The organism is Persicirhabdus sediminis, assembly GCF_016595495.1.
Classification (GTDB): domain Bacteria; phylum Verrucomicrobiota; class Verrucomicrobiia; order Verrucomicrobiales; family Akkermansiaceae; genus Persicirhabdus; species Persicirhabdus sediminis.
Map to the genome: position 1 here is coordinate 403,566 of NZ_JAENIM010000039.1, position 22,674 is coordinate 426,239.

12 protein-coding genes are annotated in these 22,674 nt (G+C 47.2%); 8 read left to right on the top strand and 4 right to left on the bottom strand.

The features are described from left to right. Window positions 1–106: 106 nt before the first annotated feature. The 4 genes from JIN82_RS09170 (at window position 107) to JIN82_RS09185 (ending at window position 13,998) form a co-directional block, all read left to right on the top strand. A complete protein-coding gene (locus JIN82_RS09170) occupies window positions 107–5,926 on the top strand; it encodes an NPCBM/NEW2 domain-containing protein (RefSeq protein ID WP_200311328.1) in 5,820 nt (1,939 codons plus the stop codon). Window positions 5,927–6,236: 310 nt separating this feature from the next. Then, window positions 6,237–12,077: an NPCBM/NEW2 domain-containing protein gene (locus JIN82_RS09175; RefSeq protein WP_200311329.1), complete on the top strand. Its 5,841-nt coding sequence runs from the start codon at window positions 6,237–6,239 to the stop codon at window positions 12,075–12,077. Between the two features lie 135 nt (window positions 12,078–12,212). Next, window positions 12,213–13,262 (top strand): DNA polymerase IV, encoded by a 1,050-nt coding sequence (gene dinB, locus JIN82_RS09180; protein WP_267906520.1) that lies wholly within the window; start codon window positions 12,213–12,215, stop codon window positions 13,260–13,262. A 70-nt stretch (window positions 13,263–13,332) separates the two neighbouring features. Continuing rightward, on the top strand, window positions 13,333–13,998 hold the full coding sequence (locus JIN82_RS09185) for a hypothetical protein (protein ID WP_200311331.1): 666 nt from the start codon (window positions 13,333–13,335) through the stop codon (window positions 13,996–13,998). Between the two features lie 35 nt (window positions 13,999–14,033). Here the strand turns inward: JIN82_RS09185 and JIN82_RS09190 are convergent, their stop codons facing one another. Beyond that, window positions 14,034–14,927 (bottom strand): Ppx/GppA phosphatase family protein, encoded by an 894-nt coding sequence (locus JIN82_RS09190; protein ID WP_200311332.1) that lies wholly within the window; start codon window positions 14,925–14,927, stop codon window positions 14,034–14,036. 250 nt (window positions 14,928–15,177) lie between these two features. Between JIN82_RS09190 and JIN82_RS09195 the strand changes: the two genes are divergently transcribed. Then, the gene (locus JIN82_RS09195; RefSeq protein ID WP_200311333.1) at window positions 15,178–15,999 is read left to right on the top strand and encodes an SPFH domain-containing protein; all 822 of its coding nucleotides are present in this window, start codon (window positions 15,178–15,180) and stop codon (window positions 15,997–15,999) included. Window positions 16,000–16,059: 60 nt separating this feature from the next. Further along, complete coding sequence (locus tag JIN82_RS09200) at window positions 16,060–16,542, top strand: TFIIB-type zinc ribbon-containing protein (RefSeq protein ID WP_200311334.1); 483 nt, start codon at window positions 16,060–16,062, stop codon at window positions 16,540–16,542. Window positions 16,543–16,608: 66 nt separating this feature from the next. Here JIN82_RS09200 and JIN82_RS09205 read toward each other — a convergent pair whose 3' ends face one another. The 3 genes from JIN82_RS09205 to JIN82_RS09215 all read right to left on the bottom strand — a co-directional run bounded on the left by JIN82_RS09205 (window position 16,609) and on the right by JIN82_RS09215 (window position 19,458). Next, window positions 16,609–16,962: a hypothetical protein gene (locus JIN82_RS09205; protein WP_234041885.1), complete on the bottom strand. Its 354-nt coding sequence runs from the start codon at window positions 16,960–16,962 to the stop codon at window positions 16,609–16,611. A 61-nt stretch (window positions 16,963–17,023) separates the two neighbouring features. Continuing rightward, on the bottom strand, window positions 17,024–17,593 hold the full coding sequence (locus JIN82_RS09210; protein WP_200311336.1) for a hypothetical protein: 570 nt from the start codon (window positions 17,591–17,593) through the stop codon (window positions 17,024–17,026). A gap of 320 nt (window positions 17,594–17,913) precedes the next feature. Continuing rightward, window positions 17,914–19,458 (bottom strand): glucose-6-phosphate isomerase, encoded by a 1,545-nt coding sequence (locus JIN82_RS09215; RefSeq protein WP_200311337.1) that lies wholly within the window; start codon window positions 19,456–19,458, stop codon window positions 17,914–17,916. A gap of 131 nt (window positions 19,459–19,589) precedes the next feature. Here JIN82_RS09215 and aqpZ point away from each other — a divergent pair, with 131 nt between their 5' ends. Beyond that, window positions 19,590–20,288 carry an aquaporin Z gene (aqpZ, locus tag JIN82_RS09220; protein WP_200311338.1) on the top strand — a complete coding sequence of 233 codons (699 nt, stop codon included), beginning with the start codon at window positions 19,590–19,592 and terminating at the stop codon, window positions 20,286–20,288. Between the two features lie 348 nt (window positions 20,289–20,636). Beyond that, complete coding sequence (locus JIN82_RS09225; protein WP_325099486.1) at window positions 20,637–22,532, top strand: PKD domain-containing protein; 1,896 nt, start codon at window positions 20,637–20,639, stop codon at window positions 22,530–22,532. The last annotated feature ends 142 nt before the right edge of the window (window positions 22,533–22,674 follow it).

Sequence of the window (22,674 nt, forward strand, 5' to 3'; positions counted from 1 at the left end):
TTGGGGTGTTTGTTTAGTTTTGCTTTTGACAGAATGAGGGTAGTTAGAAGAGATTCTAATCTATCCCACACCCTATACCCCCAAATATTAACAAAACGACAAATACATGAATCTACCCAGGGGTGTAATGAGGCAGGCACTGCCCATATTACTAACACTTTGCTCGGCGAACGCGCAAAGTCTCGTGCTTAATAACACGAACAAAACCTATACCGAAAAGCAAAGTTTTGGATCTAACGCTGCTTATAGCTCTTTTGAGCTAAAGAATAGAGCAACGGCGGATATCTCAAATACTTTATCTTTGCAGGACGGACAATTATCTCTCAACAACTCAACTCTATCATTGATAGCGCTTGATGTAGCTGATGGAAATATTGAACTAACAAACGGCTCGGTGCTGCGAATCTATCCATCAGAGTATAGTGATTCTGATATAGGAAAGGATGTAGCACTACATAAGTCTGTAACTGATACTACTAGCAGGGCTGCTAATAAAGGGTTTCAGATGGTTACAGGCAACTTGTATAACCAATGGAAAAGTTTAGCTAACACCGATAAATATCCAGCTTACGCGCGTATTGACTTAGGTAAGGACTATATGGTGAACCGTTGGCGTGTTTCACACCACGGCGCTAAGAGCTCTAACGAAACTGACCAGAATACCAAAGGCTATAGACTTCAGTATAGTACGCAATCCAATCCCGGTATCAATACTGATTCGCATTGGAAAAACTTGGATGTTCTTACCGATAACGCTGCTAGTATAACAGATCGTCTGTTTGAGCCAACGAAAACTCGATACCTGCGCATGGTCGTTGACGTGCCAACGCAGAATAACAAGTCTGGTGAAGAGCTTAAAGTTCAGCTGTTAGAAGTTTACTCTTCTTATCCAAATGGTTATCCCGATTGGTATTCTTCATCTGATAGAGTGAAGTTTAGTGGAACGTTCACAGCTGATAGTAGCTCAAAGCTTGAGCTGATTTATCCAAAAAACAGCACGCTGCCTAAGTTTGTAAGGCCGTTCTGCACAGAACAAGAAGCTGCCAAAACCAATGTCTACATTGGTAGAGAGTCTGATAGTAATCTGACCAAGATGGAGTATGCTTATCGCCGTTGGATTATTCCGGGTCAATTTTCCGATCTTTACGATCCTCAGGGGGGAACAGATTATGTCATTTCAGATAACACAAGCTCTTCAGATGAGCTGTGGACTCAGAATGGCAATAACTCAGTGAAGTATACTGGTGGTACACATGTCGTTGATACCGTGATTAACATCGGTGGATCTAATGGCGACAGCAGTAACCATCTAGTACTGAACGGAGCTAACCTGACTGTCTCAGGACAAGAGGTGAGCCTTGGTGGATCTGCGGGTCAAAATACCATTACGGTAGAAAACGATTCTACACTTGATGGTGGCCATTATGTTTGGGTTGGTAACAACTCTAGCGGCAACCAAATTTCAGTTAACAACTCGACTCTGAAAGCATCCAAAGTTCTTGTTGGTGATGGCAATACACTCAGCCTAACGAATGGTAGTAAGCTCATTCTTGATGCTTACTCAGAGACAATGGACTCATCGCTTGGTCATAGTTGGGCAAATAACTCTGCCTATCTTGACATCCGAGGTGATTTCAAAATTGAATCTGGTTCAGCCATTTACTTGAGCTATCCATCAGAGGATGCATTGCCGTTAGCGGTCAACTTATTGCATTATGAGTCGACTTCAGCTGCTTACGATCTCCTGCAGCAAACTCCAGTTTACGCATTCTGTGCACAGACTGGCAAGCAGGTGACCTTGGAATATAATAAGGGTTTCTGGGTTCAGCCAGGCATGCTTCCAGCTAACTTTGAACTGCCATTTAAAGAGACAGGTAAAACTGAGGTTTCTTACATGGCTGAAGATGCATTCTCACCAGAACGTGTGGAAGAAGGGCGTAAGATCTATCAAGAGATGTGTGCTCTTTGTCACGTAGACAGTGGTAAAGATATGCCTATGTTTGGTGCAGCCTTTGGTGATGTTCGTGTTGTTTCTAGTACCAAGAAGTTTGCTGGAGCCTTAGGTGATCCAGAAGCGGGTGAGAAGGTGTATGAATTCCTACGCTATAATCACCCTGGACCATTCCAGGAATTTGGCGATGCATTCCTGCAGCCTGGTCCATTGGCATTGAAACCTGGTAGTCTTAACCCGGTACTTAATACAAACCACGATTTCTTCACCGCTTGGACTGGATATACTTATCCAACAATTGAGGATGTTCACTTTGACTTGAACGATTATAACCGCACCCAAATGCTTACTAACAAGAAGCGTTTGTCATGGATGGAGTGGATGCCACATTCAGTTCCTCCAGCGATTTCAGATGATGCAGTGAAAGCGCATATCGCCTCAAACGGCACATCTCCTAGCTCACTACATGGTGCAGCCGAGCTTAACCGTTGGTTCTGGCGTGATCGATATGGATATGAAGAAGTAAAAAGTGCTGTGAAGCAAGACGGCTGGAGCTATGACGGTATTGTCATGGCGCAGTACGCGCAGGGCTCATGGATTGCCATGCAGTCATATGAACATCACCTGCCTGATTGGGTAGATGGTAAGTGGAGCAAACCTGGTAACTGGCAGTTTGAGTTAGACTCAGCTGTTAACGTTGAAATTCACCAGCACGGTGTACGCAATAAACACAATGACGTTGAGGGTAACTCTCGTCGTAAGGAATGGTTCGCTAGGATGAAACATGGTTGGTGGGATTTCAGTAGTGGAATTGCCCCTAACCGTGACCCATCAAAAGGTACAGCTTACGGCCCGTGGGGTTGTTGGTTAGGAACATACGGACAGAGCATGAAGTTTTTCCACTCCATGACATTGAAGTATTTCACCTACAATAAAGCGGTTGCTGAATATGCGAATAAGGGCACGAAATCTCGTGATAACAGAGATTTACATGCCTATGAGCCTAAATATAACGAAGATAACTGGAGAGTTAGTTATCATCAACACGCGCCATTTATTGAGCATGCTAACTACCTAGATTGGAAATATTATTTAGGTCAAGGTGGTGGCTCTAGCGGTGGCTACGATTGTATGGCCTGTGAAGGTCAAGATTCAAAATGTAGCTATTGTGGTGGTGACGGTTACCTTGCTGATAATGTCTATCACTCTACCTGTGGTGGCTGTGGTGGCGGCGGCTGTAGCTCATGTGACGGTCGTGGTTTTAATGTCAACAGCGGTGTCGCACCTGCTGGTCACGCTGATCTTTACCAGATGAGCGTGGAGTACGGTACTGAGCGTGAGCAGCGCTTCAGACGTGCCTTTGTACAACGTCACAACAGAGACGCAAGCTGGGGTGGAGCACTGACTTCTCCTGTAGTTCTCTGTCGCGGAACAGAACACGTAGGTGTGGGTGATGAATATACTTTGTTTATCATGCGCATGCAGGGGCAGGATGGCGACATTTCTATCACAGCTAGTGATCTTCCTAATGGCGCTAGGTTAGTGAGCCAGAATGATGGTTTTAAGATTAAAGATTACTACGTGAAGTGGACACCTACTGCGAGTGATATTGGAAATCATACCTTCAAGATCAAAGCTTCTAGCTCACAATATTCTGGTACTGATACTCAGACGGTTACTCTTAAAGTTAGCCAGCTGGGACCAGAGCCAACATTAGATCCTATCGATGAGATTCAAACTGTTCGAATCGGTCAGTATCTGACAATGCCATTTTCTATCAACAGCGACTACCGCAAGAAAATGGAATTTGAAATGGTTGGTAATGTTGGCATGGCATTCCAGAATCACCGCAAGCGTGGTGGTATCTATTACATCAAACCTGATGAAAGTGATCTAGGTGTGCACAAACTAACATTTATTGCTAGGGATGAGCACGGTCGTGAGAACAAGCAGACAATGATGCTAGAAGTACTACCTAATAGTGCGCCTAAGATCAGCTTTGTGGAAATGGGCCAAGGACCTGGTGCCTTCAAAAACATCTTCCGCGGTAAAGCGGGGGAAGAGATCCGTATGCGCATCGCCATTTCAGACCCAGAAGGCGACGAAATCAAGATCTCTACGAGCCACGGTTACCCTGGTAAGATTGAGAAAAAATCAGACGGGACTTATGAGTTTGTGATTACTGTCACAGATGACATGGCCGAGCACTTACGTGGACCTAACGTATTTACCGTTGTGGCCCAAGATCATTGGGGCGCAGAAGGTCATCTAGTAACTCTGGTTTACTTTGAACCACGTGGATCAAATGATAACAATCACCCATGGGCAGTTACCCCAAGCGTGCAATACGTGTACGGTGGCGAGAAAGTCTATCTTGATGGATCAGCATCTGATGATCCAGATGGCGATGCTATTTCATATCAGTGGGACCAAGTCAGCAAATCAGGCGTGCCTAATGTGAGTTTGACTAGCAGAAAGCAAGTTGTGGCATCATTCACAGCGCCTAGTGTTAGCGAGCAAAAGATTCTGAAGTTCACTCTTCAGGTGACTGATAGCAAAGGGGCGACTGATTACAATGTGGCACGTGTTGTTGTGCTGCCAGGTGAGCGTCCTCGCATACCAGTGTCTCAGCTAGCAAATCTGAATACTTATTCTGATAGTCAGGCGAGTGATTACAAAATGGTTACTGGTGTGGCTGCAATGATCTACGAAGCCGAAGACGCTTGGTTAGATGGTGTGTCTGTTACTAAGTATTCTGGCGCAAGTGGTGGCGAAGTTGCCCAAATTGCGAATTGGGAAAGCGGATCCATTCTGTGGCACGTTCCAGCTGAAGAGGCCGGTAACTATTCTGTGCGAGTTAATGTACAGAAGGCAAATGCCTCGGAGAATGCTAGCGGAAGAATTAAAATGATGGTCAATGGCAAGTTAGTTGGCACATTTAATCCTTTCGATAAGCAGGGGCCATTTACTGAGATTGGTGCGAAAAACTACGGTGCTAGTATTGGAGCCATCTATACAATCGCAGCATCACAGGGGTCATCATATATTCAACAAGCTCCATTAGTAGCTGGTGTGAATAAAATTGAGTTATTGGTAGAGAATACTAATAACAAGACCTGGGGAGTAGATAACATGATGGTATACTGCGCGCCAAGTAATGAGTACGAATCCGTTGTGATTGAAGATTCAGTGGGCGGTACACTTCCGCCACTAGCTGCTATCCCTGACGGTGCAGTGTACTTGAGCGATCTATCATGGAGCTCTAAGAATGGCGATATGTGGACTGATAAAGTCAACGGCGCTGCCTTAGTCTATGGTAAGCATACCTATAAAAAGGGACTAGGGTTTAGAGTCGACGCTGAGGTCAGCTACAAACTCAATGGCAACTATTCCTTGTTCTCAGCTGATACATTTGTGCCTGCTGCAGGAAATAGAACCATCTACTTTGAGTTCTATGCGGATAATAAGAAGGTCTTCAGCTCGGTGCAATCACCTAGCCAGAACCCAACAAACTGCCTGCTTGATGTGAGTGGTGTGACTACACTTAAAATCGTTTGCTACTTAAAGAGTGGAACGAAGCCATCAGGATATGCCGTTGTGGGCGATGCCTTCTTGCTGAAGCCTAGCGACTATCATGATTGGTTTATCAGTCAAGGTGGTATTGAGAACCTTCCAGCAGCCTTGAGGTTTGCCTATAAACAAGCTAACATTACCTACAAGCGTTATGCCTTCGGCGACCGCAACAGTAAGATCAAGGGGAATGGTAAAGGTCAGTTGGAGTTCGAATACGATTACCGTCCAGGTCTAGACTATCAGATGGAAATTTCCTCTGATTTGAATCACTGGATGCCTTGGGAGCCTGATTCAGGTTCGGTTACCGAGATTGGCGGTAATGGCGATTACAAGACTCGTAAGCTACTCTTTAGTAGTGAAGAGAATGAAAAGCTATTCTTGCGTGTTAGCACGGAAGACTAGTTAGACCACGTCAGATAGACGTTTCCAGTATATTCAGGCAAGGTTGATCTAGCGATTGACCTTGCCTTTTTTTAGCTCCGCGATTTTTCCGCTAAGTCTGCAAATCCCCCTTTTAGTGTAACGTTTTAGTATTGTCGTTACTCGTTTACTGAGAATGAGTTAATGGGGGGTTATTGGGCCGCTCTCTAAACAAATGTTCGGCTAGATTTATCTAGTGTCAAAACTTGTTTTACTTTTGACAAGGCGTGTCTAGCTAGGCGTTATAGATGTATAAAATACCCCATTCCCTAGCAAATAACACAACACTAACATGAAAATATCAAGGGGAGCATGGAGGCAGATACTGCCCGTATTGCTAACAATGTCTGCGGCTCAGGCCAAGGATCTCGTTGTTGATAACGAGGAAAAAAATTATACTAAGCAAATCAGCTTGGGGACAGGAGGGGATTACGGTTCTCTTGAGCTAAAGGGCGAGGCATCGGTGACTATCGATAATTCACTTTATATAAGCGAAGGTGGTCAGTTGAGCCTGAACCAAGCCAGTTTATCATTGATCGCTCTGGAGGCGACTGGTGGTAATGTGCAGCTAGAAAATGGTTCGGTTCTTAGATTATACCCGTCTTCATATGAAGAGTACGCTGGTGTGGATGTTGCGTTTGGTAAAGAAGCTACCTGCAAGACGACTCGGAATAGTAATCTAGCACCGAACATGCTAGACGGGGAGATCAGTTCTCGCTGGAGAAGTCGAGCCATTGAGGATCCATTTCCAGCACATGCAATGATCGATCTCGGGGATGAGTATGCGGTTAACCGCTGGAGGGTAGCTCATCGTGGTGCTAACGAGTCTAATCAAACCTCAAATAATACCAAAGCATTCCGTCTGCAATACTCTACGCAAGAGACTCCTGATAGAGATACTGACGAGCATTGGATCAACTTGGATGTGGTGACAGACAATTCTGAGAATTGGACGGATCGCCGTTTTGAACCAACTCTAGCTAGATTTTTACGTCTAGCAGTTGATGAGCCAAGCCAAGCATGGGATCCGGAGACTGATGAACTCTACATCCAGCTCTTAGAAGTATATGGTGGCTATCCATCTGGTAACCCAGAGTGGTATTCACTGGCTGATAGGATGCACTTCACGGGTTCATTCTCCATGGACGAGAGTTCTCGTATTGAGATCATTTACCCTGACGGCAGTCAGCTTCCAGCTACAGTTACACCGTATTTTTCAGCAGAAATCGCTGAGACAGCAAATGTCTATATTGGTTATGAATCTGACGAAGAGCTCACCAAGATGGAATTTGCCTACCGCCGTTGGATTGTTCCTGGTGCTTACACAGACCTTTACGACCCACAAGGTGATCTTTCTTATGAAATAAATGACGAATCTAGTTTCTCCAATGAGTTATGGACACTGAATGGTAATAACTCTGTTAGCTATTTGGGAGGTTCGCACGAAGTCGGTAGTATTGTCAATATTGGTGGCGGTGCTGGTGATGATAACAACCAGTTAGTTCTGGATGGTGCTGAGCTCGATGTCTTGGAGGATGAAGTGTCTGTGGGTGATGGTGCTGGCAGCAACAGCCTCAACCTCATCAACGGTTCTACGCTTGATAGCGGTCACTATCTGTGGATAGGCAAAGAGGCTGCGGGCAATGTAGCTAACATTGATAACTCTACTTTGAAAGCAGCTAAGGTCCTCGTTGGTGATGGCAATAGCCTTAATTTGACTAACGGCGGTCGACTAGATCTAGACGCCTATGCGGATAGAATGGATTCCCAGCTAGGTAACGAGTGGGCTAACCATTCTGCCTACCTTGACGTGCGCGGTGAAATTAACATTGATTCTAGCTCAGCTATCTATCTGCGTTACCCATCCGAAGACGCATTGCCACTAGCGGTAAACCTGCTGCATTATGAATCTTCGTCGCAAGCTTACGAGCAGCTACAACTCGCTGACGTTTATGCTTATGATGTCGTTACAGGAACTAAAGTATTGCTAAAATATAACAAAGGTTTCTGGGTTCAACCTGGTATTTTGCCAGATAATTTTGAGCTGCCATTTAAAGAGACAGGTAAAACTGAGGTTTCCTACATGGCGGAAGACGCCTTCTCACCAGAGCGTGTCGAAGAGGGACGTAAGATTTATGTAGAAATGTGTGCGACTTGCCACGTTGAAAGCGGCAAAGACATGCCGATGTTTGGTGCGGATTTTGGTGCAGCCCGTGTGGTTTCTAGTACGAAGAAATTTGCTGGAGCGCTAGGCGACCCAGAAGCAGGTGAGAAAGTATATGAATTCCTGCGCTACAACCACCCTGGACCATTCCAAGACTTTGCTGACGCCTTTTTGCAGCCTGGTCCATTAGCTTTGAAGCCGGGTATTCTCAATCCAGTGCTCAATGAAAATGACGATTTTTATGCAGGTTGGACAGGGTATCTTTACCCAACCATTGAAGATGTTCACTTTAATCTGAACAAGTATGACCGCACGCAGATGCTCTCTAGCAAGAAGCGGTTCTCGTGGATGGAGTGGATGCCTCACTCAGTGCCTCCAGCGATCTCAGACGATGCTGTTAAGGCTCATATTGCGGAAAATGGAACTTCACCTGCTAGTTTGTGGGGCGCGGTTGAGCTCAACCGTTGGTTCTGGCGTAACCGTTATGGTTATGAATACGTAAACAAAAATGTAGCTGCAGACGGTTGGAGTTATGATGGCATTGTCATGGCTCAGTACGCACAAGGATCATGGCTCGCCATGCAATCCTACGAGCATCATTTACCAGATTGGGTAGATGGAAAATGGGACAAACCAGGTAGCTGGCATTTCGAGTTAGACTCAGCTGTTAATAGGGAGATCCACCAACATGGCGTTCGTATTGGGCATACTGATGTCGAAAATAACAGCCGCCGCAAGGCATGGTTCAATAGGATGAAACACGGTTGGTGGGACTTCTGTAGCGGTATCGCACCTACTCGTGATCCGGCACTAGGGCCTAAATATGGACCTTGGGGGTGTTGGCTAATGACTTATAGTAAACCAATGTCCATGTTCCATGGGATGACCATTAGATATTTCACCTATCACAAGTCGATGGCCGATTTTGAAAGCAAGGGCACAAAAAATCGTGACGGTAGAGATAACCAGGTTTACGAGAGAAATGGCGGTTATGGTCAGGCTGGTTATAATGAGACTGGCTTTAGACAGCACGCGGCATTCATATTGCATGCTACTTATCTCGACTGGAAATATTTCTTAGGCAAGGATACTGACGGGGTAAGCAATATTGATTGTTTGGCCTGTGGTGGTGAGAGCTCAAATTGTTCTGTATGTGGTGGCGATGGTATCTTGCCAGATGGTATCTATCATACCGTGTGTTCCACATGTAGCGGTGAAGGCTGTGACTCGTGTAATTATAAGGGTTATTTCAGTGGTGAAGGTGATGCACCAGCGTCGTACTCAGAGCTTCACGGGCTCTGGGCGGACTATGGTTCTGCGCGAGAAGAGCGCTATATGCGAGCTTTTGTACAACGTTACAACCGCATGCCTAAATGGGGTGGTGAACTTGATTCCCCAGTGGTTTTGTGCAGCGGTACTGAGCACGTAGCTGTGGGTGAGGAATACACATTGTTCATCTCACGCATGCAGGGACTTGATGGCGATATATCTATCTCTGCTAACAATCTTCCTGATGGCGCAGTGTTAGTAGTCGAGCCAGATGGATTTGGCATCAATGATTATTATGTAAAGTGGACACCACAATCGAGTGATATTGGCAATCATACTTTCAAAATCAAAGCTTCTAGCTCTGAGTATTCAAGCAATGATACCCAGTCGATTTCACTTCAAGTAAGTCAGTTAGGTCCAGAGCCAATCATGGATCCTATCACGGAAACGGTGACTCTTCGCCTAGGTCAGTATCTGACATTGCCATTCACTATCAATCGCAACTACCGCAAGGAGATGGAGTTTGAGATGATTGGGTCGGCTGGCATGGCATTCCAAAACCATCGCAAGCGTGGCGGTATTTATTACATCAAACCTGATGCTTCAGACCTTGGTGTGCATAAACTAACTTTCATCGCTAGAGATGAACACGGTCGCGAAAATCAGCAAACCATGGTGTTGGAAGTGCTGCCAAATAGTGCTCCTAGCATGAGCCTTGTTGAAATGGGAGAAGGTCCTGGTCATTATAAAAACATCTTCCGTGGCAGAGCTGGTGAGGAAATCCGCATGCACATTGCGGTCTCCGACCCTGAAGGCAACAAAGTGAGAATCTCAACCAGTCACGGTTATCCTGGCACGATTGAGGAGCGCGAAGACGGTACTTATGATTTTGTGATCCCTGTCACAGATGACTTAGCTGAGCATTTGCCTGGTCCTAACGTGTTTACTATCGCTGCTCAAGACGACTGGGGGGCAGAATCCCATCTGGTGACTTTGGTTTACTTTGAACCTAGAGATTCTAACTTAAATCACCATCCATGGGCGGTAACTCCGAGCGTGCAATACGTTTATGAAGGGGAGAAAGTCTATCTTGATGGTAGCGCTTCAGATGACCCTGATGGTGATGAAATTACCTATCAGTGGAGTAAATGGTACATTGGTAACTCTGCGGCTGATATTTCTCTGAAGCAGAAAGGTAAGGCCGTCGCGAACTTTGTAGCACCAGCTGCTAGTGAGCCAAGAATTCAAAAGTTCCATCTTCAGGTTACTGATAGTCATGGGGCTAGTGATTATAATGTCGCTCGTGTGGTGATTTTGCCGGGTGAACGTCCAACAGATGAAGAATCACAGCTGGTCAATTACAGTGCCAATGCAGCTGAGCAGTCTAGCAGTTACAAAATGATTACTGGCGTGGCTGGCATGATTTACGAAGCTGAAGATGCTATGTTGGATGGCATTCCTTATGCCACTTATGACCACAGCAATGCGGTCGTGGCTGAAGTTAGTAAAAATACAAGCGGCTCACTCATCTGGCACGTTACAGCTGCCGAACAAGGGAACTATGTGGTTAGGGTGAATACACTTGCTGCTAACTTATCTAATAGCCCTAGTGGCACGGTGCAGCTGTTGGTTAATGGTGAGTTTGTAGATAGCTATGACATCTCCCTGCAACAGGGGCCGTACACTGCTGTTGGCACGAAAAACTATGGCCATAGTATTGGTACCATTTACACCATTGATGCCCAACAAGGCATCGAGCATATCTTAGTTGCACCACTTACTGGTGGGGTTAACAAAGTTGAGCTCCTCATTGAGAATACCGGCGGCTCAGCATGGGGCGTTGATAATATGATGGTCTATTGCTCGCCTAACTGTGAGGAGGAAACTGTCGTGGTGGAAAATTCAGAGATTGGCTGTGCACCTGCGCTGGCCTGCATCCCTGATGGCGCCATCTATCTCAGTGATCTCGAGTGGGATACGAAGTCAGGTAATATCTGGCTCGATACTCTCGATGGAGCGCCGCTAGCTTACGGTAGTCATACCTACGAAAAAGGATTAGGCATTAAAGCTGATACCTCAGTCAGCTATCAGCTAGCGGGTGAATACGCCAGTTTCAATGCGGATACTTTTGTGCCGGCTGAAGGAAATCGAACCATCTATTATGAAATCCGGGCGGATGGTGAGTTGGTCTTCAGTTCGGCGCAAGCACCATTGGCTATGCCTAGTCATTGTAGCCTAGATGTTAGCGGTGTGAATACGCTGAGCTTCGAGTTCTATAGAACAGATGGGAATACGAACAATGCCTACGCAGTACTTGGTGATGCCTACTTCCTCAAGCAAGGCCAGTATGCAGAGTGGATTGCCAGCCAAGGTGGTTGTGCTGATGCTCCTGCAGCATGGAGGTTCGACTACAATCAGCCAAACTTGACCTTCCAGCGTTTTGCCTTTGGTGATGTTAGCGCCAGAATGAAAAACAAAGGTCCTGGTACAGTTGAGTACCAGTATGACTTCCGACCAGGCGTTGAATACAAGACAGAGATTTCGTCTGACTTGTCTAACTGGGTAACTTGGGAGCTAGCAGAAGATGAAGCCTTCGAAGAGGAGGATGCTTATGACGGCTACAAAACCCGCAAATTACTCATGAGCTGCGGCGAAGAAGATAATAAAAAACTCTTCATCCGCGTGAGCGCAGAGCAGTAGTTACATAGCGACGGCTAAGCGTTCTCATCAAACACAGGCAAGGTTGATAGATCAGTCAACCTTGCCTTTTTTGTTTCCATCTAGTAATTGTGAATAGGCTTTGCTGATGGAGCCGATTGATTGAAAATTACTAGTTTGTCTGCTACCCGAAAGATCATCCATATTGATATGGATTGTTTTTACGCTGCCATTGAGGAGCGTGAGAATCCGCAGCTTGTTGGCAAGCCTGTGGGTGTCGGGGGCGGCAGCCGTCGTGGGGTGCTGTGTACGGCTAACTACGAGGCGCGTAAGTTTGGTTGTCACAGCGCGATGCCTATATTTAAGGCGATGCAAAAGTGCCCGCAGCTGGTGCTATTGCCAGTTAGGTTTTCTCTCTATCGCTCGGTTTCCGCGCAGATTAAATCTATCTTTGCGCGCTTTACTGAGTTGATTGAACCATTGTCATTAGATGAGGCCTACCTCGACCTATCACATTGGGAGAGCGACGGCAGTGCGATTGCTAGAGAAATACGCGCTCAGATATTTGAAGAGACGAGCTTGCATGCCTCAGCTGGCATTGGACCAAATAAGTTAGTCGCAAAAATTGCCAGTGATCTGAACAAACCTAATGGTCAATATGAAGTCACCACTGACCAGCTGGATGAATTTATGCGCCAGCTGCCAGTAGGAAAGATCTGGGGAGTGGGGCGCAAGATGCAGCAACGGCTAGATCAGCAAAATATCAAAACCTGCGCTGACCTGCAGAAGTTTTCTCGTATCCAGCTGGCTCAGCAATTTGGTCGTTGGGGCAATGAACTCTACGATTTGTGCCGCGGGATTGATCAGCGTAAAGTGAGTCCTCATCGCGTGCGTAAGTCATTAGGTAAGGAAACGACGTTTTCTGAAAATCGCCGTCATTTCAATGAGCTAGAGTTAGAGCTGAAAAAGCTAGCGGATGAAGTTGAGGCCAGCTGGAAAAATAAACTCGCCGAGCGCGAGGTGAAATCACTGGTTGTGAAGTTGAAGTTCGAAGATTTTACTCAAACGACCAGTGAACGAGTTAGCCGGTCGGTTGACTATCAGCTAGCCAAGGAGTTGCTGGGGGAAGCGCTCAGCCGCGGTAATGGCAAGTCGGTGCGGCTCATCGGCCTGAGTGTGAAGTTTGCCGACCAGACACCACAAGCTCAGCTGGAAATGGATTTTTAAGGTGTTTATTGGCAGGTTGATAGATGTTGTTTTTGGTTGTATTAAATTTGTTAGTCAGTAGATATTTGTCATGCATAAACACTTTATCCTAATAGCCGTTTTTCTATCAGCATGTGAAGAGAAACCAGCTAGCATAGCTGAGTCTGGCAGACTAAAAAAAACAAACGCATCTAGCGAAAGCTATCCCTATCTATCACCTGAAGATCTTGGCATTCAAAAAAAACGTCTATCTATCACGCCGCAAAGCGGGCAAGTCGCTGTATTACGATATGTACGCGAGAATAACAAAGAGGAGCACGATCAGTTTATTTACGATCAAATCAAATGGACGAACGGTGAGCAGGTTCATTGGGACGTCATTGAGGCGCCATTGTCATTTTATAATGGCTACCAGGTAGCTAGTGAGTCTAAAGAAGAGCAATTTCGTGATAGCTGGCGACTCAAAGCTGGCTATGTTAGCGAGGAAATTATTGATTATCATTTTCTAGAATCTAGCTGGAGAAGCTCGGAAGTTGAAGTGATAGGCCGCATGGCCTATAGCAAAAATACGGTGACCAAGAGCGAAGACTTGGTCTGCCATTTTCGACTCTTTGTGCTTAGCCTGGAAGAGGTTAAAAAGTTACACCCTGAGCTGGATGTCGAGCGCGACGAGGGCGTGAGCCAGTGGTCGGCGGCCTTCACATTGACTGCAGAAGAGCTAGCTGAGCGAAGCCAGCTATTGAGCGTCGCCGAGTAGCGACGCTTATTTTGGCAAGGTGGTAAGTGGGGGAGTTAGGCTTCTAGCCGTGAATGATAGACCCAACCTTCACGTAGTCCGCGGCGCAGGACGATAGCTTTTTCTGCGTCGACGTGAGCTAGCAATTCTTGGGCGGCGATAGCTGCCGTTGGCAGCACATCCCAACGTTTTGCTTGCGAGGTCGTTAGGGTGTCTTCAATCTGCGGGTCTCCGTCGATGATGCGCTCGAGAAAGGGCAGCAGGGCTTTGGTATTAAGTCGTAGCGAGCGATTAAGGACAAATGGATAGCCGCTGTGTTTAGCCATCAGCTGACCAATAGATCGCCAAGTGCCGCCGATGAGATAAGCGTTTTCGTGTTCATCTACCCAGTCTAGCGAGTCGATGTAGCTTTTCAGCGCGCTGCGTGGATCTGATTTGCCTAGCAGCATGAGGTAACCAAGTGGCGCGCTTGCTGTATGGGTGACGGTGCCGTGTTCTAATCTAGCTATTTCCAAACTACCGCCACCAAGGTCGGCAATCAGTCCATTCGCTTCAGGGTTAATAGAAAGTACGGAATGGGCGGAATAGAAGGCTTCTTCTTCACCGCTAAGGATACGCACTTTGGATTGCATAATTTCCTCCGTCATGGCGACAATTTCACTTTGATTAGAGGCGTCTCTGGTAGCCGCTGTGGCTAGAATGTCTAGCCGCTGGACGGGGAAGTTATCTAATAGTTGGCGGAATTTTACCATCATAGCGCGGGCTCGTTTGAGGGCGGTTGGTCCGACGGCTCCCGTAGCTGAGACATCTTGGGCAAATTTACAAGATAGCTTGTGGTTATAGAGCGCTTGGTAGCCGTGATCTGAGCCGTCGTAGATTACAAGGCGAAGTGAGTTAGAGCCCATATCCATGACAGCGTGAAGGTTTTCTGGTGGAAAGACATTTGGCATAACAGTTTAATAATGGCACGAAATCGCTTCGTTTCCAACCTCTTCACTCATAATTCTTAAATGTTGTTGGATAATTAGAAATCCCAGCTGTCATTGTTAGTGGTTGATTTTCAATGAGCTCGCTGGAGAACGAACGGGTGTAATCATCAGCTGTAAATGTAATAGCCAGAAATTGGTGTTATTGATAGATTTTGGGCACAGTCGCCCAGCTGGAATCTCTAGCTGGCGGTTGGTCACAAACGATAGAAAAATGAAAAGTATTGTACCTGTTATTATTGTTGTTTTTATGGGATTTTGTTTCCTGTTTGTTGGATTTACCAATCCATCTACACCAGCTGGCCATGAAGGTTATGTGAAAGAAAACCCACGTGTGTGGGGCAAGGGTGGATTCCGCGGCGCGCTCAAAGGGCCCGCTAACTATGGCGTTTCATTCTGGCGCAATGAGGTGGAAAATGTTGATTTTCGCCCGCAGACCTATGCGGAGACCTTCCACATCCTAGCGAAAGATGAGCTGAATATTTCATTCCGCTTCCAGACGATTATCAAGGTGAAGCCTGGCTCTATCCAAGGTGTAGTCGAGGATTACGCCGGTGCGGAGTTTTATCCACGCTACATCAAAGAGCCGCTGCGCGCTATGGTGCGTCGCCATGTGCAGACGCTGGAGAGCCGTCAGGTCAAAGAGAAGCGCGCTGATATTGCCAAGTCGGTGATGACCGAGCTCGAGCAGTATCTAGCGGATACACCATTCATCGTCGTCTCTGGTGCGGTGGGCAATATTGATTACCCTAAGGTGGTCACGCAAGCGGTAGAGAAAAAGTTAGCTGCAAAACAGCTGCTAGACGAAAAAGAAACTCAGCGCGAAATTGCCAAACGTGATGCCGAGATTCGCATTGAAGAAGCCAAGGGGATAGCTGAAGCCCAGCGCATCATCAACTCGACGCTCACCGTGAATTACCTGCAACACGAGGCTATCAATGCCCAGTTGAAGATGGCGGATTCGCCTAACCATACCACCGTGTACATCCCATCTGGAGAAAACGGTATCCCTATCATTAAAAACGTTGAGAAATAAATTTCTACCAGCTGGCTGGAAATTCTAGCCAGCTGAGTTGATGTTTGTTAGTTTTTATTTATGAAACCAAAATACCCGTGTCCGCGTGATGGAGCTGAGCTGAAATTGCATCAAGCAGCGCATTATGCTGCTCATTTTTGTCCAGTCTGCCAAGGGTGTTTTATTGCTTTGAATCAATCCTCGAGCCCACAGCTTTGTGCCCTGCGCATCAAGCCGGAGCAACGATTGCGGGTTCCTGCAAGTGAGGATCTCAAGGCGCTCTCGCCAGCCACTGGAAAACCCATGATCCTTTTCAAATATAAAGGTGTTGAGCTGGACTACTGTTGTGATTCTCAATCATTGTGGGTGGACGCCGGTGAGCTAGATAAGTTGATGGCTGAGAGTGTTAGTAAGCGGTCGTCTAGCTTGGACTCTGGCCTTGAGGGCGCCGTTGATGTACTTGGTGATTTTTTTGAGCAGCTATCTTTTGATGCCGCCTTTGAGGTGGGGAAGATGGTCATTTCTAGCGCCGGCGATGTGATCGACTTTATAGATATTGCTTAGCTAGATTCGATTAGCTAGTGGCGGCAAATGTGCTAACGCATTGAAGATCAGTTTTTTATTAGCCGGCTAGATGTTTATGGATATAGATCGAACTAACAATATGATCGTGATCAATGTGTAGGTGTTCAGGCCGAATAATACGGGCTTCTTTGGCCAGAAAAGATAGAGGATAGCTGAGAGCAGGCTCATGGTGAGTGAGCCTGCAATCAAGATGATAGATCCGCCTGAGTTGTCTGGTGAATAGCCAGTTAGTATCCAGATTTCGTATCCGATGATCAAGCCAGCTAATAGGCTGAATATAGCTGCAATGACAAAATACACGGCTGGGGGAATGGGACGTTTTTCTCCGCTGCGAAGTGCAGCCATTGGCCGGATCGTGTGATAAATGCTCTTAAGGGTCTGCTTATTTATACATCTCATGTGGGCTGAGTATGAGGTGAGGTTTTGGCTGCATGTTTGCTAGCTAGATGACGTGAGGGTGCTAGGTCTGATAGGCGAGAATGGTGCGTTTTTCTTGCAGCTGATAGGGGATGTCTAATCGTTTTGCAAATTGCTCTGCTTTGGTCTTGAGGGTGAGTGAGGGTTCACAAAATATTGGGATCTCTCGTTTGGTTTCGATGTTGTAGAGGGCGAGTATTTGGCAGAACTGTCTGTTGTTTTTGAGATGACGGCTAACCCAGGCTGGGATGAGATGGATTTCTAGCTGAGAGAGTTCTATATCTAGCTGCTGATGCTGAGGGGATGAAAGTTGTTGGAGGTTTTTATCGAACACCAAGATGCTGGGTTGGCGGTTGGAGGAAATTGATAGAGTCAGAAAGGTGGCTGAGATGATGGTCAAAATCGTTGCTGCCGCGACTGCGAGGTGGGTTTCGTTAGTGTATTTAAGGATGACGTAAATGATGCCAGCGGTAATGATCAGGCACCATATCATCAGGGCGAGAATGTTGGTCTTTTTTGCTAGCTGGATGGAAGTTGCATCTTCATTGAGCTGGATGCGCCCAGACAGCCAAGGTTGGCGGCAGATTTGTTCGATGCTTGGGTAGGATGTCATGTTGGTTTTTCTATGGCCGTAGTTAGATGTACTAGCTTATTTTCCGTGATGGTGCACGCCACTTTCTAGCCTACTTTCAGCAGGCGTATGGTTGGTGGCATTATCCCGGGGCTGAAGCCCCGGGCTTTGTTCTTTGGCGCTTTCAGCGCAGCAGCATGATAGTGAGCCGTTCAGGTGTTGAAATGGCAGGAATAGAAAAAGCCAGCTGGGTGGACCAGCTGGCTTTTTTGTGGATGATCTAGCTGGGCGCGTTAGGTGCTCTGCTAGAGTGGGCTAGCTGGAGGTTCTCGCGGTGAGAAATTTCCAGATAGCTAGATGAATTAGACGGCGAAGCTGTCTTCAGCTGGAGTAGCTCCGGCGTTGAGTTTGGCTTGTCCGTTAGCAGCGAGGTGGCTGAGGCAGTGGTAGACGTCTTCGATGTCGTCGCCCAGAGTAGCTGCGATTTGCTCAGCTGACTGTGCGTCTGCGCTGAGAGATTCGCGTACTTTGTTGAGCAGAGTGAGGAAATCACCGGCTGCTTTTTTACCTGCTTCTACACCTGGCTGGTGATAGGCGTTGATGTTTACCAGTAGCGCGTAGTAAGAAACCGCACGCTCGAAGAGAGCGATGAGGGCGCCGAGGCTGCGTGGTGTCACCTTGTCGATAGAGATGGTGATAGACTTGCGATCTGACTGATAGAGTGCTTTACGAGTTCCGCGGAGGAAGCCTTGCAGGTAATCAGCTGATGTGAAGTCGTCTTCTACTTTGATGCTCTGACCGTCGCGGCCTTCGCGTACTTCGATGAAGGTGACAAAGAAGTTGTGCACACCGTCACGCAGCTGCTGAACGTAGGCGTGTTGGTCAGTGGATCCTTTGTTACCGTATACGGCGATGCCCTGATGGACAACGTTGCCGTCGAGGTCGAGCTCTTTACCGAGTGACTCCATAACAAGCTGTTGGAGGTACTTGGAGAAGAGAACGAGTGAATCTTTGTATGGCAGAACAACCATGTCCTTTTCACCTTTGCCGTTGCCAGCGTGGTGCCATGCTGCAGCCAGCTGGATGCCGGCGTTTTTAGCGAAGTCGTCTACGCGAGTGAGTGCGTCCATGTCGGCAGCACCTTGAAGGAATTCGTCGATGTCGATGCCCTGAAGCGCAGCTGGTACAAGACCAACAGTAGACATCACAGAAGTACGACCGCCGACCCAGTCATCCATTGGGAACATGGCGATGAAGCCATTTGCCTTGGAGTAGTCGTCGAGCTTAGAGCCGATGCCAGTGATAGCTACGGTGTGCTTGCCGAAGTCGCAGCCAGCTGCCTCATAGGCGGCTTTGGCTTCGAGCATGGCGTTGCGAGTCTCAGCAGTACCGCCAGACTTAGAAACAACAAGTGATAGAGTTTTGCTGAGTCCACAGCCGATTTTAGCAACGGTAGTATCGATGCCAGCTGGGTCTGTATTGTCGAAGAAGAATGTCTTCAGTGGTGATTTTGCACCGAGTGCATCGTAGACCAGCTGAGGTCCGAGAGCGGAACCACCGATGCCGATAACAAGCAGGTTTTCGAACTTCTCACCATTTTCTGCGACGATCTCACCAGCGAGCACTTTAGCTGCGAAGGCTTTGAGGTCTGCGAGTGGGCCTGTGATGTCGGCCTTGAGCTCAGCAGTAGGTGCCAGCTCTGCATTGCGCAGCCAGTAGTGGCCAACCATGCGGCCTTCGTCTGGGTTGCAGATGTCACCTTTTTCGATGGCTTTGATACCTGCAAATGCTTTGTCTAGTTCGAGCCCAGCTGCGTAATCCGCAGGGATATCCATGAGAGAAGTGTCGATGGAGAAACCCAATTCTGGGTAGCGAATGATTGATTGATTATATTCTGTCCAAGACATGCCGCGCAAGATGCACGCTTATCTCCTCGCTGTGAAGAAGAATCATGTCTTGATTTTAAATATTTTTGTCATTAGATAATGTTATCTCTAGCAAACGTATAGCTGGAATCACGAACAATATACAAACATCTATGAAAAAACTCGCTGCAGAATTTATTGGCACCTTTTGGTTGGTGCTTGGGGGGTGCGGAAGCGCCATGCTTGCCGCAGGAATTCCTGAACTTGGCATTGGTTATATGGGCGTGGCTTTTGCCTTCGGTCTCACCGTGCTAACAATGGCCTTTGCGATTGGTCACATTTCTGGCTGTCACCTAAATCCAGCGGTTTCCGTTGGTTTGTTAATTGGTGGTCGATTCCCAGCTAAAGACCTGTTGCCATACATCGTGTCACAGGTGCTCGGTGGTATTGCCGGTGCGGGTGTGCTCTATCTGATCTGCTCTGGCCAAGACGGATTTGCCATCGATCCAAAATCAGCAGGTGCCTTTGCTTCTAATGGTTACGGCGACTTTTCTCCACATGGTTATAATTTAACCTCTGCCTTCATTACTGAGGTGGTGATGACCTTTATGTTCCTGATTATCATTTTGGGTGCTACTGACGAGCGTGCTCCAGCTGGGCTGGCGCCTATTGCTATTGGCCTCGGGCTCACCTTGATCCACTTGATCAGCATTCCGGTGACAAATACTTCAGTAAACCCAGCTCGCAGTCTATCACAGGCATTGTTTGTGGGTGGCCAGCCGCTGGCTCAAGTATGGATGTTCTGGGTGGCTCCAGTGATCGGTGCAATTCTAGCTGGCGTGACATATAAGTGGTTAGGTAGCGGAAAATAAGTTTTTGTTATAAATTTACCTTTGGGCGTCTGCATATTTTGCAGGCGTCCATTTTTTTTGCCCTTATTTGTAGGATGGATAATGTGTGATAGATTTGCACGTGAGTCTACTAAGTAAGCCGCCTGCAGTGATTTGCTAGTGTTTGAAATCAAACAAGTAGCAGGATTAGCTGGGGAGTTAGAGTTGCGCGACCAGCGCAGAATCATGATCATGCGACTGTTTATGCGGTTTTGGGATATTGAAATAGTTTCGAAAAAATCAATCATATTGGTTTTGGGATTAGTGTGTTTATCGCCATCAGCATGGTCACAGGCTAGTTATAAAATTGGTGATTTCGAAACTGAGGTAGTGCGGCTGAATAATGGGCAGCCTATCATCTCGCGAGCTACCTTTACGGCTGCTGGGTTAGAAGTTGACAATACTGATGCAGGGAAACATGTGGGTGGCTATAACATCAATGGACCTAGCTTGATTCGTGTGCCGAGCTGGCTGGCTGATGATGAGAAGGCGGATCCAACAGCCGAGTATTATCTGTATTTCGCCGGTCACTATGGTCGTAGCATACGCATGGCTTGGGCGGCTAACATTGAGGGCCCCTATACATTATTTAATAATGAAGCTGGCGATGATGATGGTTATCCTGGTTACGGTGTGCTGGACGTTAATAGCAACATTGACTTAGTTGATGATAACCAGCTGAAGGCTAGCGATTGCGCTAGTCCTGATGTGATCGTGGATGAGGAAAACGAGCAGTTGTTGTTATTTTTTCATGTCAATTCGAGTACTGGTGATGAATCGGCGTTAGGCAATAACTATTTTAATACTGGTGGACAAACTAGCTGGGTGGCGACATCGCGCACGGGGCTGAATTTCAATGGTGGCGATGATGTGGAGTCGGACACCTATGGTGATGGCGAGCCTGGGCACGGAATCAAGGCGCAGCGTCTAGCAAATGCCTACATGCGTGTTTTCACAGACCCTAATGGCCACTATCATGCATTCACTAACTACGGGCCAATATGGAAGGCGCCAGCTGAAGGGATTTGGTCAGCAGCCTGGGAGCATGAAAAATGGGCGATCAATTCAGGTACAACTGGCAGCACTGCCGATGCGCAAGTGACTGGCGGAGGAAACCCTGTGTGGATGAACCTTTATAACAATTATCTAATCAACGGACTAACGACCGAGCGCGGTTACGCTGGATTTAGTGGGGATAGCGGGCTTTATAATCAGAATGCGCCACGTACCGGAGCTCCGCGCCACTTTGCCACGCGCCAGCTCAATGATGGCGTGACTCTTGAGGTTTATTATACCTGCCGCGGTGAAAAACCTGAAAGCGTTTATAAAACGACGATGGACATGAGCACTGGTGATTACACCAGCTGGACGACTGATGTCACTGGCGATAGCTGGGTGCACGAGCGCGTTCTTTTTCCAGAAGAGGAATGGGAGGGGGCGATACGCTCGCTGGCGTATTCCAAAAATGGTGGTGAAGCTAACAAGCGCGCTATTCGCGACCCCGATGTGTTCACTGACGTCGACGGTAAAACTTACCTGTTATACTCAGCTGGGCCGGAAGAGGGCATTGGCATTGCGAGCTTAAATAACAAACCGGTTGCTGTGGCAACTATCAGCTCGTTAGAAGTGGAGGGCGGAGAATTGGTCTATTTTGATGCTAGCGAGTCCTACGATACCGATGGCTCTATTGTCAGCTATCAATGGGATTTTGCGGATGCAAGTCGGCCTTCACAGCGTATTGCCCACACCCATGCGTTCCAGCTGGCTGGTGTGTATCCTGTTATGCTCACAGTGATAGATGACCTTGGTGGAGAAAACTCGCTTGTGGTCAATGTGACGGTCAACAGCTCAGTGCAGCATAGTGATGGAGATATCATGCCTGATAGCTGGGAGTTGGCAAATGGCTCAGACCTTAACGCTGCGGATGGTCAGCTGGATAATAACGGCAATGGTTATACTAACGAAGATGAGTATATTTTAGGTATGCAGGCTAAGGCTTCTAGCGCGGTGTTTTTTGTACAGTCACAGATTGACGACGGTAAGAAGGTAACCGTCAGCTGGCCAAGCATACACGATAGATTTTATGCCATTTATAAATCGACTGACTTGTTAAATTGGCAGCTGGTGGCTGAGGATATTGAGCCAACGGTGCCTGTGAACCAGATAGAGTTTGACCTACAAGATGAGGATAAAGTTTTCATCCGCGTGGAGGCGAGCATGCCCTAGCCAATTGGGGTGTACTCTCCGATAATTCATTCCGCTCTGAGCCGCGCAGCTCAGGGCGATTTTTTTGGCCTTTTGGGCTGTTAGTTTTGTGGCTGATTTGACCCAGTTTTGGCGTTGGATGTGGGCAAAATCTGCATTTCTT

Coding starts and splice junctions, on each gene's coding strand:
- JIN82_RS09185 (WP_200311331.1), top strand. CDS start 13,333: ATGCATAAACACTTTATCCTAATAGCCGTTTTTCTATCAGCATGTGAA.
- JIN82_RS09205 (WP_234041885.1), bottom strand. CDS start 16,962: ATGAGATGTATAAATAAGCAGACCCTTAAGAGCATTTATCACACGATC.
- JIN82_RS09200 (WP_200311334.1), top strand. CDS start 16,060: ATGAAACCAAAATACCCGTGTCCGCGTGATGGAGCTGAGCTGAAATTG.
- JIN82_RS09215 (WP_200311337.1), bottom strand. CDS start 19,458: ATGTCTTGGACAGAATATAATCAATCAATCATTCGCTACCCAGAATTG.
- JIN82_RS09210 (WP_200311336.1), bottom strand. CDS start 17,593: ATGACATCCTACCCAAGCATCGAACAAATCTGCCGCCAACCTTGGCTG.
- JIN82_RS09170 (WP_200311328.1), top strand. CDS start 107: ATGAATCTACCCAGGGGTGTAATGAGGCAGGCACTGCCCATATTACTA.
- JIN82_RS09195 (WP_200311333.1), top strand. CDS start 15,178: ATGAAAAGTATTGTACCTGTTATTATTGTTGTTTTTATGGGATTTTGT.
- JIN82_RS09190 (WP_200311332.1), bottom strand. CDS start 14,927: ATGCCAAATGTCTTTCCACCAGAAAACCTTCACGCTGTCATGGATATG.
- aqpZ (WP_200311338.1), top strand. CDS start 19,590: ATGAAAAAACTCGCTGCAGAATTTATTGGCACCTTTTGGTTGGTGCTT.
- JIN82_RS09175 (WP_200311329.1), top strand. CDS start 6,237: ATGAAAATATCAAGGGGAGCATGGAGGCAGATACTGCCCGTATTGCTA.